The sequence below is a fragment of the Streptomyces sp. NPDC001002 genome (assembly GCF_053599215.1).
Map to the genome: position 1 here is coordinate 24,846 of NZ_JBSFLV010000091.1, position 13,014 is coordinate 37,859.

At 70.3% G+C, this 13,014-nt stretch carries 11 protein-coding genes; 5 read left to right on the plus strand and 6 right to left on the minus strand.

Annotated elements, in window-relative coordinates; translation table 11 throughout:
* Nucleotides 1-34 precede the first annotated feature (34 nt).
* A complete protein-coding gene (locus ACWDR3_RS32620; protein WP_450356149.1) occupies nt 35-628 on the minus strand; it encodes a TetR/AcrR family transcriptional regulator in 594 nt (197 codons plus the stop codon).
* A 61-nt stretch (nt 629-689) separates the two neighbouring features.
* Here ACWDR3_RS32620 and ACWDR3_RS32625 point away from each other — a divergent pair, with 61 nt between their 5' ends.
* Nucleotides 690-1,502 (plus strand): class I SAM-dependent methyltransferase, encoded by an 813-nt coding sequence (locus ACWDR3_RS32625; RefSeq protein WP_450356150.1) that lies wholly within the window; start codon nt 690-692, stop codon nt 1,500-1,502.
* Here the strand turns inward: ACWDR3_RS32625 and ACWDR3_RS32630 are convergent.
* Nucleotides 1,477-1,725, minus strand: a complete 249-nt coding sequence (locus tag ACWDR3_RS32630) for a DUF397 domain-containing protein (RefSeq protein ID WP_450356151.1) — start codon at nt 1,723-1,725, stop codon at nt 1,477-1,479. The two genes, ACWDR3_RS32625 and ACWDR3_RS32630, sit on opposite strands and share 26 nt — an antisense overlap.
* Nucleotides 1,722-2,549 (minus strand): helix-turn-helix domain-containing protein, encoded by an 828-nt coding sequence (locus tag ACWDR3_RS32635; RefSeq protein ID WP_450356159.1) that lies wholly within the window; start codon nt 2,547-2,549, stop codon nt 1,722-1,724. The genes ACWDR3_RS32630 and ACWDR3_RS32635 overlap by 4 nt, the downstream gene beginning before the upstream one ends.
* 112 nt (nt 2,550-2,661) lie before the next feature.
* Between ACWDR3_RS32635 and ACWDR3_RS32640 the strand changes: the two genes are divergently transcribed.
* Nucleotides 2,662-3,066, plus strand: coding sequence for an ATP-binding protein (locus ACWDR3_RS32640; RefSeq protein WP_450356152.1), 405 nt, complete (start codon nt 2,662-2,664; stop codon nt 3,064-3,066).
* A 16-nt stretch (nt 3,067-3,082) separates the two neighbouring features.
* Here ACWDR3_RS32640 and ACWDR3_RS32645 read toward each other — a convergent pair whose 3' ends face one another.
* Together ACWDR3_RS32645 and ACWDR3_RS32650 are read right to left on the minus strand one after the other, a co-directional pair.
* Entirely contained in the window at nt 3,083-3,928 is an 846-nt protein-coding gene (locus tag ACWDR3_RS32645) for a helix-turn-helix domain-containing protein (RefSeq protein ID WP_450356153.1), read from the minus strand.
* On the minus strand, nt 3,925-4,725 hold the full coding sequence (locus ACWDR3_RS32650; protein WP_450356155.1) for a peptidoglycan-binding protein: 801 nt from the start codon (nt 4,723-4,725) through the stop codon (nt 3,925-3,927). Before ACWDR3_RS32650 ends, ACWDR3_RS32645 begins: the two co-directional genes overlap by 4 nt.
* A gap of 633 nt (nt 4,726-5,358) precedes the next feature.
* Between ACWDR3_RS32650 and ACWDR3_RS32655 the strand changes: the two genes are divergently transcribed.
* Both ACWDR3_RS32655 and ACWDR3_RS32660 read left to right on the plus strand, forming a co-directional pair.
* Nucleotides 5,359-7,314, plus strand: coding sequence for a P-loop ATPase, Sll1717 family (locus ACWDR3_RS32655; RefSeq protein WP_450356156.1), 1,956 nt, complete (start codon nt 5,359-5,361; stop codon nt 7,312-7,314).
* A 102-nt stretch (nt 7,315-7,416) separates the two neighbouring features.
* Nucleotides 7,417-9,111, plus strand: a complete 1,695-nt coding sequence (locus ACWDR3_RS32660) for a protein kinase domain-containing protein (RefSeq protein ID WP_450356157.1) — start codon at nt 7,417-7,419, stop codon at nt 9,109-9,111.
* Between the two features lie 30 nt (nt 9,112-9,141).
* On the opposite strand, the gene argS is transcribed toward ACWDR3_RS32660, so the two are convergent.
* Nucleotides 9,142-10,914 carry an arginine--tRNA ligase gene (argS, locus tag ACWDR3_RS32665; protein WP_450356158.1) on the minus strand — a complete coding sequence of 591 codons (1,773 nt, stop codon included), beginning with the start codon at nt 10,912-10,914 and terminating at the stop codon, nt 9,142-9,144.
* A gap of 236 nt (nt 10,915-11,150) precedes the next feature.
* Here argS and lysS point away from each other — a divergent pair, with 236 nt between their 5' ends.
* A complete protein-coding gene (gene lysS / locus ACWDR3_RS32670) occupies nt 11,151-12,890 on the plus strand; it encodes a lysine--tRNA ligase (RefSeq protein WP_450356160.1) in 1,740 nt (579 codons plus the stop codon).
* Nucleotides 12,891-13,014: the final 124 nt, after the last annotated feature.

Consider the following 13,014-nt stretch of genomic DNA (forward strand, 5'->3'; position numbering starts at 1 on the left):
CGGTTCTGGCCGAATCGTGTGGGGATCCGGATGCCTACGTGTCCCGCAGCGCACCCGCGACGACCGCCGTCACCGTCCGCCGCACGGCCGCGCGCTCCGGGGGTCCCGCCTCCCGGTCGGCGAAGAGGAGATGGGCGGCGCCGAGCAGGATCGGGGCGAGGGTGGTGACGTCGGCGTCGGGGGCGAGGCGGCCCAGGTCGCGTTCGGCGGTGAGGTAGGCGGCGAGCAGTGCCGATGCCTCGCCCATGAGCGGGATGCCGGTCGAGCCGGCCGCGCGCAGCCGGGCGCGGAGTTCGTCCCGAGAGATCACGAGGCTCACGACCGCGACCCCGACCGGGTCGAATACGTCGATGAGCGCGCCGGTGAGATGGTCGGCGACGGAGCCGGTGCCGGCGGCGGCACGCAGGGCATCCGCCAGGGCGTCGAGCCGCGCGATCCGGTCGAGCACGAGGTCGGCGAGGAAGGCGTCGAAGTCCGCGAAGTGCCGGTGCAGGACGCCTTTCGCGCAGCCCGCCTCCGTCGTCACGGCCCTGCTCGTCAACGCGGTCGGGCCGTCCCGCAGCAGGATCCGCTCGGCGGCGTCGAAGAGCTGTTGGCGCGGGTCGCGCATGGCCACGCCAGTCGGCATACCGGTGTCCGTCCGTTTCCTCGCATTGACGAGTGGGCGCGTGCCCACCCATAGTGGGCGCATGCCCACTCTACCTTCTTCAGCGGGTCGGCCCCATGAACGCCGAGACCTCGCGGAGTCTTTCGGTACGGACGCCGAGAGGTATGAACGAGCCCGGCCCCGCTACCCCGACGCCCTGGTGGAACGGATCGCCGCGGCGGGGGCGCGCGTGCTCGATGTCGGTTGCGGTACGGGGATCGTGGCGCGGCAGTTCCAGGCGGCGGGGTGCTCGGTGCTCGGCGTGGAGCCGGATGTCCGGATGGCCGACCTCGCGCGGCGGCTCGGGGTCGACGTCGACGTGTCCACGTTCGAGGAATGGGCGCCGGAGGGGCGGGAGTTCGACGCGGTGGTCGCCGGGACGGCCTGGCACTGGGTCGATCCGGTCGCCGGGGCGGAGAAGGCGGCGCGGGTGTTGCGGCCGGGTGGGCTGCTGGTGCCCTTCTGGAACGTGGCCCAAATCCCGCCCGACCTCGCCGAGGTCATCGCCGACGCGTGTGCGCGTGCGCTGCCGGACGCGCCGTTCGACTTCCGCGGTGCGGTGGGGCGGTCCGCCGTGGAGGGGTATCAGGCGCTGCTCGACAAGGCGGCGGACGGTATGCGGGCTGCCGGCCGGCGGTTCGGGGAGCCTGAACAGTGGCGGTACGACTGGGAGTTCACGTATACGCGGGACGCGTGGCTGGATGTCATGCCGACGCAGGGGGCGTTCACGAGGTTCCCGGCGGAGCGGTTGGCGCCGGTGCTGGAGGATGTGGGCGCGGCGATCGATGCGCGGGGCGGTGAGTTTTCGATGCCCTACGCGACGATGGCGGTCAGTGCGCGGCGCAGTCGGCGGTGAACGCGGCCCAGGCGGCGGGGGTGAGTTGGAGGGTGGGGCCGGTGTCCGCGGGGTTCTTGGAGTCGCGGATGTGGATGGCGTGGGGGCAGGTGGCGACCTCGACGCATTGGCCGCCCTCGTCGTCGCTGTAGCTGGACTTCCGCCAGTTGTAAGCGACTTCGAGGCATTCGCCGCCTTCGCTGCCGCTGTAGGTCGACTTGAACCACTGACGTGCGCTGTTCATTGCTCTCCTAGCAGACGGTCCAGAAGGCTGATCGAGTCTTCGGGCGAGAGTGCCTGAGATCGCAGCATCGCATACTTCCTCGCGAGGATGGACACGTCATCTGGGCTCGCTACCCACTGGCTCCCGCGGTGAGCTTCGGTGTAGGCAAGGTGCTGGTGGTCGGGTGTTTCGATCAGGGTGAAGGGCCCGGCGGTGCCGGTGTGACCTGTCAGGTTCAGTGGTAGGAACTGCATGGCGACGCACGGCATTTCGGCGTACTCGCGCAGCAGTTGAAGTTGCTCGCGATGGACCTGCGGGCCGCCCACAGGGAAGAGGAGCGTCGGTTCCCAGATGACGAAGCTCAGCGTCGGAGGGTCCGTGCGGTGCAGGATCTGCCGGCGTTCGAGACGCGCGGCCGTCTTGGCGTCGATCTCGTCCTGGTCGAAGGCGGGCACACGGCTCGTGAACACCGCCCGGGCGTACGGCTCGCTCTGGAGGATGCCGGGCAGCACCAGCGTGTCGAACCAGCACAGTGAGATCGCCTCGCGCTCATGGTCGATGTACTGCTCCGCGTACATCGGGAACTGGTCGACATCGGGCATCTTCTCGACACCCAAGATCAGCATGCCCTTGGCATCGAGGAGTTGATCCAGCATCTCGGCGAGATCCGGCTTCAGGGGGCGTCGGCCCTGTTCGATGGAGGCGATGGTCTCCTCGTCGACTTTCAGCAGGGCCGCCAGCTCACGCTGCGTATAGCCTGCGGTGCGCCGAGCCGCCCCTACCTGCGCGCCGAGCATTTTCATCGCCGAGAGGTTCCTCCTCCTCGGACTTTTCCTTGAGTTCATGCTGGTCAACTCCCCACGGGCGCCCGTACACGACCTCGCACTAACCCGTACAAAAAATCTGTACGGGTTGACGTAGTGATCCACGCTAGTGACTCTGCGCGACATTCGTCCCGTGAATGCCGCAACCGAACTCCCCTACCAGCGCGATCAGTTCTACGCCCGCCACCGCCGCTCCGTCCCCGCCGCCCGGCACTTCGCCCGCTGGTCCCTGGTCCACTGGGGTCTCGCCGCCTGGGCCCGCGCAGACGACCTCGTGCTGTGCGTCAGCGAACTGACCACCAACGCCGTCCTGCACGGCGCCCCGCCCGGCCGCGGCTTCCTGCTGCGCGTCCGCTACGACGGCGACCTGCTCCGGGTCGAGGTGCACGACAGCGGGACCGGTGTCCCGAGGGTCGCCGACGAGCCGGACGAGGGCGGTCGCGGACTGTTCCTCGTCGCCGCGCTGTCGGACAAGTGGGGTGTGGGGCAACGAGATCTCGGCAAGGTGGTGTGGTGCGAGTTCGCGTGCGCGGGGTGAGGAGAAGGCCCCCGCGTTACTCCACCCGTCCCTCGACGCACTCCGACCGGGCGCCCGGTGTCGCCGGCACGAAACAGGCCCGTACGACCGTTCCGGGGCGCGTCACCGTCATGAGCGTGTAGACGTACGCGTCGGTGTCGGTGCGGCTCTTGACCTCCGCGGTGCCGTCGCCCGGGGTCACTTCGAGGCGGTCGCCGAGGCGCGTGCCCCACATGCGGGCCCAACTCGTGCCGCAGGCCTTGCTGTAGCGCACTTCCATCCAGGCGCCGGTGGCCGTGTGGTACTGCGCGAGCGTGGTGGGCGCGGCGGCGCACTTCAGGTGCATCGGGTCCTTGCCCGCGCAGCCGGAAGCGTGGCAGAGGGGCGCGGTCGGGGTGGCGGGCGGGCTCGGTTCGGCGTTCTCGCGGGGGAGGAGGACGAGGGCGACCGTGACGATCGCCGCGAGCACAGCGCTCAGGGTGGCGAGGACGGCCAGGGCAAGTGCGGCCCGCCGGTGGCCTGTTGGCGGCAGCGGGGCGGATTCTTCCGGTGGTGCGGGCTCCGGTGGCGGGGGAGGGGAAGGCGCTGGTGGGGCCGGAGGCGGTGGCTGCTGCCGGTGGTCCTCGCGGGCCCGGCCGCCCCACTCCGACTCCGCTATCTCCCACAACGCCACGCAGCGGCCGTCCGGTTCGCCCGCGATGCGGCACAGTTCCTCGACGGCCGGACGCGGCGGCAGGGTCTTGCCGTTGAGGTACCGCTCCCAGGACGACTTGCTGTACGTGGTCTTCGCGGCCAGGCCCGCCAAGGTCAGGCCGCTCCGCTCCCGTAACTCCCTGAGCGCGGCGGCCAGTCGGGCCCCCTCCGGCGAGAGCGGCCGGGTCATCCGCGCAGGGCCTTCCAGGTGTGCGGCCCGACCACGCCGTCCGTCACCAGGTCCGCGCGCTCCTGGAACGCCTTGACCGCCTGCTGGGTGAGCGGGCCGAAGATCCCGTCGATGCCGCCGGGCGAGATCCCCGCCCGGCGCAGCAGACACTGCGCCTCCGCCACGTCCGGCCCGGCATCGCCGTATGCCAGTTCGATGTCCCAACTGCGGCCGAGGCCCGCGAACCAGTGCCCGTCGTCCTTCGTCAGCCGGCAGGTGTACGTCGGTTGCGCGGCCGGTGCGGAGGTGGTGGGCGCGGTGCGGGAGGCGGCGGCCTTCGCGGTGTCCTCGTCGTACAGCCGTATGGCCAGGAGGACGGCGGAGGAGAGGGCGAGGACCAGGGCGACGGATCCCGCGACGAGGGCGATGCGCAGGGAGCGGCTGCCGGCGGGGTGAGCGGGGGCCGAGGCGGGGGTGACTACGACCGCCAACTCGTCCGGCGCATCTGGTGACTTGGGGTGATCGGGCTCGGGTGGCGGGTCCGTGCGGCGGTTCTCCCACGCCTCCGCGGCCACCTCGCGGAGCGCGAGCAGTCGTACCGGGTCCTCGCCGGCGATCCGGGCCAGTGCCTCCACGGCCGGTGCGGGCGGCAGGGAACGGGCGCCCAGGTACCGCTCCCAGGACTTCGGGCTGTACTCCGTGTGCGCCGCCAACTGCCGCACGCTGAGCCCGCTGTGGTCCTTGATCCGGCGTAAGCGAACGACCAACTGCCTTATCCGCGGATCCAGTTCCGCGGGCAGCGGCTTCCAACGCGACATGTGCCCCCCACTTCGCGTTCGGGGACCGGGGTCAGCCGGTCCCTGCGCGTCGCATTCTGCATCACTGACACCTCTTCGCACGTCCATTCGGTTGCAGGGCCCGGAGGGAATCGGCCATGGTCCGCGACGAGCCGGCGACGGGCCGTCGGTGTCCCGTCCTGCCGTCCCAGGTGTCCGTCTCCCCGCAGGTCAGAGGCGGTGACGTCCCGGCGGGACGTCAGTTGTACGGCTTCCGTGGCGAGGGGGACCGGGCGGACCGCACTCTCGTTCCAGCACGACGGCCGACAACCTGAAAGAGGAACGCATGCGAGCGAATGTCGTGGCCAGGACCTGGTGAACCACTCCGCAGCCGCCGGAATCGCGGTCGAGGGCCCCGCGTCAGCCTCCCCCCGGCTTCCCCCCGCGGGCCGCCTTCGCACAGGCGTCCGACGTCTCGATCCCGGCGGTGCGGAACCGGTCGACAGGGCTTGTGCCAACGGCATGTGAGCGGCGGTGGCCGAGATGCGATCGCGGGCTGTCCCCCACGGGGGAGGGACAGCCCGCGGTTCTCGCGTTCCCGTTAGCGTGAGAGGCGTGGATGAACGCGGGGGACGACGAGGGGTACCGGGGGCAGGACGGGCAGCGGGTGCCGGGATGGCCGCCGGGCCGCTGCTGGAACGGCTGCACTTCGGGCGCGAGGATGCCGAACGGGACGTGACGGACGGCCTGTTGCTGCGCGGCGGGTTTCTGCCCAACGCCGCGTACCGGGGCGCGCTCAGCGGGCGCAAGATGCTGATCATCGGGCGCAAGGGGTCCGGCAAGAGCGCCATCTGCATGCAGCTCAAGGCGGACGCCGCCGGCCACTACGCCGGGACCGAACTGATCCCGCCGGACGAGACCGCGGGTGAGGAGATCCGGCGCTTCGAGTTGCAGGGGCTGCCCGGGGACTCGGCAAAGGCGCTGATCTGGCGGTACCTCTTCGCGGTGTACGCGGCACGGCACTTGGTGGCCCACGCGAAGGACGTGCACGGGTACCGGCCCGACTCGGTGAAGGCGCTGGCCCGTTTCCTGAAGCAGAACGGCGAGTCGGCGGACGGCCGGTTCGGGGACCGACTCGCCCAGGCGGCACGGGGGTTGCAGACCTCGCTGTCCCTGGAGGCGTTCGGGTTCAAGGCCGGACTGGACCTCGCGCAGTCGCCGCTGTCCGAAGGGGCGCAGGCCACCCGGCAGTTGGACGTCGTCGAGCAGGGCGTGGCCGAGGCCTTCGCCGACCTCGGCTGCGGTGACCCCGACGCCGGCGGTCTCGACGACGGCGCCGAGGCGCACGGACCCCTGCTGCTCATGGTCGACCAGCTGGAGCTGGTGTGGTCGGCCGAGACGGACAGCAACTCCATGGTGATCGGCCTGCTGCTGGCGGCCAAACACGCGGCGAGCCTCTACGGTCCCGCCGTGCGGGTCCTGCTGTTCCTGCGCGCCGACATCTACGACTCGCTGCACTTCGGGGAGGGCGACAAGTTCCGCGGCGACGAACTGCGGATCACCTGGACCGAACAGGCCCTGCGGGACCTGGCGTTGGCCCGGGCGCGGGCGTCGGCCGGGGCGGAGCTGACGGCCGAGGTGCTGTGGGGCGAGCTGTTCCCGGCGGAGGTGGCGGGCGAGGAGACGGCCGCGTACCTCTTCCGGCGCTGTCTGCCGCGCCCGCGCGACGCGATCCAGTTTCTCAACCTCTGCCAGGAGACGGCCTCGTTGCTCAACGGCCGGGACCGGATCACGGAGGCGGACGTCGTCCAGGCCGGACGGCAGTTCTCCGACTGGAAGTTGAAGGACCTGGCGCTGGAGTACCTGGTCGCGCACCCCTTCCTCAAGCATCTGTTCCCGCTCTTCCAGAACACGGGGTATGTCGTCACCCGGGCGGTCCTCGGAACCCGTTTCGAGGCGGCGGCCGAGTCATTGCACCGGCTGTTTCCGGCATACGCCGACGCGTTGACGGCCCCGGGCGTAGTGGATGTCCTGTACGCGGTGGGCTTTCTCGGGGTGCGGCGGGGCGAGGACGTGGTGTTCGCCGGGGGCGACGACCTGCCGGCGCAGTTCCATGAGACGGAGTTCCACGTCCATCCCTGCTTCCGGGCGGCGCTCGGGGCCAACAGCGCGGTCGTCCTACGGCACTTCGAGCTCGGGGCGGCGGTGGGCAGGGTGGTGCAGGGCGGCAACCAGGGGGGCTTCAATGACGGCGGGTTCACGTCCGTACCCAGCCGCGACCACCGTCTCGTGCAGGAACTCCGACGCTCCTGCCACTCGATCCTCGCGCAGACCGGTCGCGCGGTGAGTCTGGCGCAGGGAGCGCGGGACGAGATCGCTCAGCAGATCAATCGGGTTCTCGACGAGGTGAACGTCCTGCCGACGGGGGCGGGTTCGGCGTACGACCTGGAGGACCGGGTCCTGGTCACCGCCCACTACTTCGACACGCTTGCTGCGCAGCTTCTCGCGGGCGGGTTGGACGACTCGACGGGGGCGGGGGATGTGGTGCGGCGGGTGCGGGAGGAGGCGCGGCGGTTGCGGGCGCAGGCGGACGGGTCCTACGGGAGTTCGGGGGACTCTTCGGGTCGGTGAATCTGGTGACTTGTCAGGACTCCGAAGCGTCATACTCGTAGCCGGAGTTCTGGGCCAGACCGTCGTGCGGCGGTGGCGTTCCGCCGACGGGGGAGGGGACCGGTGCAGGGCGTACTGCTCGCCGAACGGTTTCGGATCGGGGACCGGCTGGGGGCCGGGGGGATGGGGCAGGTGTGGGCCGCGCTGGACGAGCGGATGCGGCGGGACGTCGCGGTGAAGATCGTCCATCCCCAGTACGGCATGGACGAGGCGGAGACGCAGGCACGGTTCCAGCGTGAGGTGCAGCTCGCGGGGCGGTTGTCCCACCAGAACATCGTCACCGTGCACGACTGGGGCGAGGTGGCGGTGGACGGCCGCCGGACGCTGTTCCTGGTGATGGAGTTGGTGCACGGCGTGCCGCTGCATCGACGGCTGGCCGAGTCCACGCCGGCGTGGCCGCTCGCGGTGGGGTGGGTGGCACAGATCGCGGAGGCGCTGCACGCGGCGCACGTCGAGGGTGTGGTCCATCGGGACATCAAGCCGGCGAACGCGCTCCTCACGCCCTCCGGGACGGTCAAGGTCGTCGACTTCGGGGTCGCCAAGTTCATGGGGGAGACGCTCGGGGCCCGTGAACTGACCGTCACCGGGATGCCGTTGGGGTCGCCGCCGTATATGTCTCCCGAGCAGGCGGAGGGTGACCGGGCCGTCGATCACCGGAGCGACCTGTACTCGCTGGGGTGCCTGCTGTACCACGCGGTGACGGGGCGTCCGCCGTTCACGGGGAACAGTCAGTGGGCGGTGCTGCGGAAACAGATGGACGCGACGCCGGAGCCGCCGGCGAGTCATGTGCAGGATCTCCCGGGCCTGTTGAACGACCTCATCCTGAGCCTGCTCGCCAAGCGTCCGGAGGAGCGGCCGGATGATGCCGCGGCCGTCTGCGACGCCTTGTGCGCGGTGCTGGTCGACGAGGCCGTCTGGCTGGCAGGGGACGACACCCTGGAGATGGCCCGACCGGTGCACACTGCTTCCGTTCCCGGACGCCTTCTCGGGAAGGTGCGGGCGGCGGCCGGCGCGCTCATGGACGACCTGGAGGTCGAGGCCACGATGAGCCGCCGCAAGCTGGAGAAGGAGCTGGATGAGGCCCGGCATCGCGCCAACATGATCCTTGAGGAGAGCGCGCACCGGGCCGAGATGATGCAGATCCGCGCCGAGGCGGAGGCTCACCAACTCGTGGGCGAGGCACGCACGGCGGCCGGCGAGATCCTGGAGCGGGCCCGCGTGAACGAGCGGCTGCTGTGGGCCGCGTCCTCACTGGCCAGAACCCGGGCCGCGGCGGAGCAGGGGCCCGCGAGCGCCGCGTTGGTGAACAACGCGAACCGAGGCCGTACCCGCTACGACCTGGGGCATGCCGCCCGCCTCATCAGCAGAGCCAGGAAAGAGGCCGAGGAGACCGCCGGGAAGATCCTCGCGGACGCTCGTGCCGAGGCGGCGGAGATCGTCGGCGAGGCATCCGAAGCGGCCCGCACGACCACCGCCGAGCACTCTCCCGCCGACGCGGTCGTCGAGGGCGGAAGGATCATCGAAGCGGCCCGCAGAGAGGCGGCCAGGGCCGCCGAGGAGCTGATGTTCCAGGCCAGGGCCGACGCGGACGAGATGCGCGAGACCGCCAAGCGGGAGACGGATCAGCTGCGGGCGAAGGTCCAGGACGGCGCCATCCGGCTGCGGGCGGAGACCGAGCGGGACATCACCAAGCTGCGGCTACAGGCCGAGAGGGAGGCGAGGCTGATCCGGGGGACCGCGGCGGCCGAGCCGACGTAGGAAGTCCTACGTCGGCTCGGGGGCTGCGTGTCAGAGACGCTCGGGCGTCCTGATGCCCAGCAGTGCCATACCTCGCTGCAACGTCCGCGCCGTCAGGTCCACCAGGAACAGGCGGTTCTCCACTACCTCCGGGGCGTTGTCCGGGGACAGCACGTGGCACTGGTCGTAGAACGTCGTCAGGACGGACGCCAGTTGGTAGAGGTACGCCGTCAGTTTGTGGGGGGCGTACTCCTTGGCCGCCTCCGCCACGACCTCGCTGAACTGGTCCAGGTGCAGGCCCAACGCCCGTTCCGCCGGGGCCAGTTCCAGCTCCGGGTGGGCTGCCGGGTGGGCCTCGCCCGCCTTGCGGAGGATCGACTGGATGCGGGCGTACGCGTACTGGAGGTACACCGACGTGTCGCCGCTCAGCGACACCATCTGGTCCAGGTCGAACTTGTAGTCCCGCACCGCGGACGTCGACAGGTCGGCGTACTTCACCGCGCCGATGCCCACGTACCGGCCGTTGTCGACGATCTCCTGCTCGCTCAGGCCCACCTTCTCGGCCTTCTCCCGGACGACCGCCGTGGCGCGCTGGACCGCCTCGTCGAGCAGGTCCTCCAGCTTCACCGACACACCCTCACGCGTCTTGAACGGCTTGCCGTCCTTGCCGAGGATCGTGCCGAAGGCGAGTTGGAACGCCGTGACGTCGTCGTTCAGCCAGCCGGCCCGCCGCGCCGTCTCGAAGACCATCTTGAAGTGCAGGGACTGGCGGACGTCGACCACGTAGAGGAGCGACGTCGCCTTCAGGTTGAAGACCCTGTCCCTGATCGCCGACAGGTCCGTCGCCGCGTAGCCGTAGCCGCCGTCCGACTTGCGCACGATCAGCGGGGTCCGGTTGCCGTCCGGGCCCTTGATGTCGTCGAAGAACACGCACAGCGCACCGTCCGAGATCTCCGCGACCCCGGACTCCTCAAGGAGCCGGCACGTCTCGTCCAGCATGTCGTTGTAACCCGACTCGCCGACGATGTCCGCGTCCCGGATCTCCATGTCCAGCTTCTCGAAGACGGAGAAGAAGTAGATCTTCGACTCGTCCACGAACTTCTGCCACGCGGCCAGCGTCTTCGGCTCGCCCGCCTGGAGGTCGACCACCCTGCGCCGGGCCCGCGTCTTGAACTCCTCGTCGGAGTCGAAGAGTTTGCGCGCGGCCTTGTAGAGGCGGTCGAGGTTCGACATCGCCTCCTCGCCGGTGATCTCCGCGTCGCCGTGGTCCAACTCGCCCGGGTGCTCGTCCAGATACTGGATCAGCATGCCGAACTGAGTGCCCCAGTCGCCGATGTGATGCCTCCGCACCACCGACTCGCCGGTGAACTCCAGGAGTTGGACGAGCGCGTCGCCGATCACCGCGGAGCGGAGGTGGCCTACGTGCATCTCCTTCGCCACGTTCGGTTGGGCGTAGTCGATGACGGTGGTGCCGGGGTGTTCGGCCACGGGCACGCCTAGGCGCGCCTCGTCCGCGTAGCGCGCCGCGAGGTTCTCGGTGATCGCCTTGTCGGTGATCGTGATGTTCAGGAAGCCGGGGCCGGAGACCTCGATGTCCTTGATCACGTCACCCGACTCGACACGTGCGACGACCTGTGTGGCCAGCTCCCTGGGGTTCGCCTTGGCCTTCTTCGCGAGGGCGAGGATGCCGTTCGCCTGGAAGTCGGCGCGGTCGCTTCGTCGCAGCAGAGGGTCCGTGTCCGCGTCCGCCTCCGGCAGGGTGGCCGAGAGGGCGTTCGCGAGGCGCTGGTGGACGAGATCCGTGAGCGACGTGACCGAGGTCATGGGGTGGGAGCCGTTCTCCTCGTGGGTTTGGTAGACACGGTCAGTATCCCATGGGGGGTGAAGCGGTTTTTTGGCCGCGGGCCGGTGGGGGCTGGTCGCGCAGTTCCCCGCGCCCCTTGAAGGCGGCTGCGCCGCCATCCAAGCGTCAGGCCCCGCGAGCCTTGAGAGGCGGCTGCGCCGCCTAAACTGGGGGCGCAGCCGAATTGACCGTACTGACTGCCTTGAGAAAGAAGGACGTGCCGATCGTGGCTCAGAGCACCGAGACCACCGACTGGGTCTCCCGTTTCGCGGATGAGGTCATCGAGGAGTCGGAGCGTCGGGCCCCGGGCAAACCGGTCGTCGTCGCCTCCGGGCTCTCCCCGTCCGGACCCATCCACCTGGGCAACCTGCGTGAGGTCATGACCCCGCACCTCGTCGCCGACGAGATCCGGCGCCGGGGTCACGAGGTCCGGCACCTCATCTCGTGGGACGACTACGACCGGTACCGCAAGGTGCCGAACGGTGTCGCGGGGGTCGACCAGACCTGGGCCGAGCACATCGGCAAGCCGCTCACGTCCGTGCCGGCGCCGGCCGGGTCCTCGTACCCGAACTGGGCCGAGCACTTCAAGGTCGCGATGGTCGACGCGCTGGCCGAGCTGGGTGTGGAGTTCGACGGGATCAGCCAGACCGCGCAGTACACCTCCGGGGTGTACCGCGAGCAGATCCTGCATGCCATGAAGCACCGCGGCGACATCGACGCGATCCTCGACCAGTACCGGACCAAGAAGGCCCCGGCCAAGCAGTCCCAGAAGGCGGTCGACGAGGCCGAGTTGGAGGCCGCCGAGGGCTCCGGCGCGGCGAGCGAGGACGACGGGGCCTCCGGCTCCGCCGGCTACTTCCCGTACAAGCCCTACTGCGGCAACTGCGAGAAGGACCTCACCACCGTCACCGCCTATGACGACGAGACCACCGAGCTGACCTACACCTGCACCGCGTGCGGCTTCGCCGAGACCGTCCGGCTCAGCGAGTTCAACCGCGGCAAGCTGGTCTGGAAGGTCGACTGGCCGATGCGCTGGGCCTACGAGGGTGTCGTCTTCGAGCCCAGCGGGGTCGACCACTCCTCGCCCGGGTCCTCGTTCCAGGTCGGCGGGCAGATCGTCGGGATCTTCGGCGGCAAGCAGCCGATCGGGCCGATGTACGCCTTCGTCGGCATCTCGGGGATGGCGAAGATGTCCTCGTCCAGGGGCGGGGTGCCCACGCCCGGCGACGCCCTGAAGATCATGGAGCCGCAGATCCTGCGCTGGCTCTACGCCCGGCGCCGGCCCAACCAGTCCTTCAAGATCGCCTTCGACCAGGAGATCCAGCGGCTCTACGACGAGTGGGACAAGCTGGACGCGAAGGTCGCCGACGGCTCCGCGCTGCCCGCCGACCTCGCCGCGCACGCCCGCGCGGTGCGCACCGCGGGCGGTGAGCTGCCGACCACCCCCCGGCCGCTGCCGTACCGCACGCTCGCGTCCGTCGCCGACATCACCGCCGGGAACCAGGACCAGACGCTGCGCATCCTCGGCGAACTGGACCCGGCCAACCCGCTGGCCGACCTCGACGAGGTCCGGCCCCGGCTCGACAAGGCCGAGGCCTGGATCAACACGCACGTCCCCGCCGACCAGCGGACCATCGTGCGCGCCGAGCCCGACGCCGAACTGCTGAAGTCCCTCGACGAGGCCTCCCAGCAGTCGCTGCGGCTGCTGCTCGACGGCCTTGCGTCGCACTGGTCGCTCGACGGTCTCTCGCACCTCGTCTACGGCGTCCCCAAGGTCCAGGCCGGCTTCTCCGCCGACGCCGGACCCAAGGAACTGCCCGCCGAGATCAAGACCGCCCAGCGCACCTTCTTCGCCCTCCTCTACCAGCTTCTCGTCAGCCGCGACACCGGTCCGCGCCTGCCGACGCTGCTGCTGGCGGTGGGGCAGGAGAGGGTGCGGGCCCTGCTCGGGGAGTAGGCGCGGTTCCACGACGACGGGGGCCCCGGTGCTGATCAGCACCGGGGGCCAGGACGCCGCCGGGAGGCCGCCACATCGGAAGAGCGGGGGGGAGGGCAAGAGGGGTAGGGGGGCGGGGTGGGTC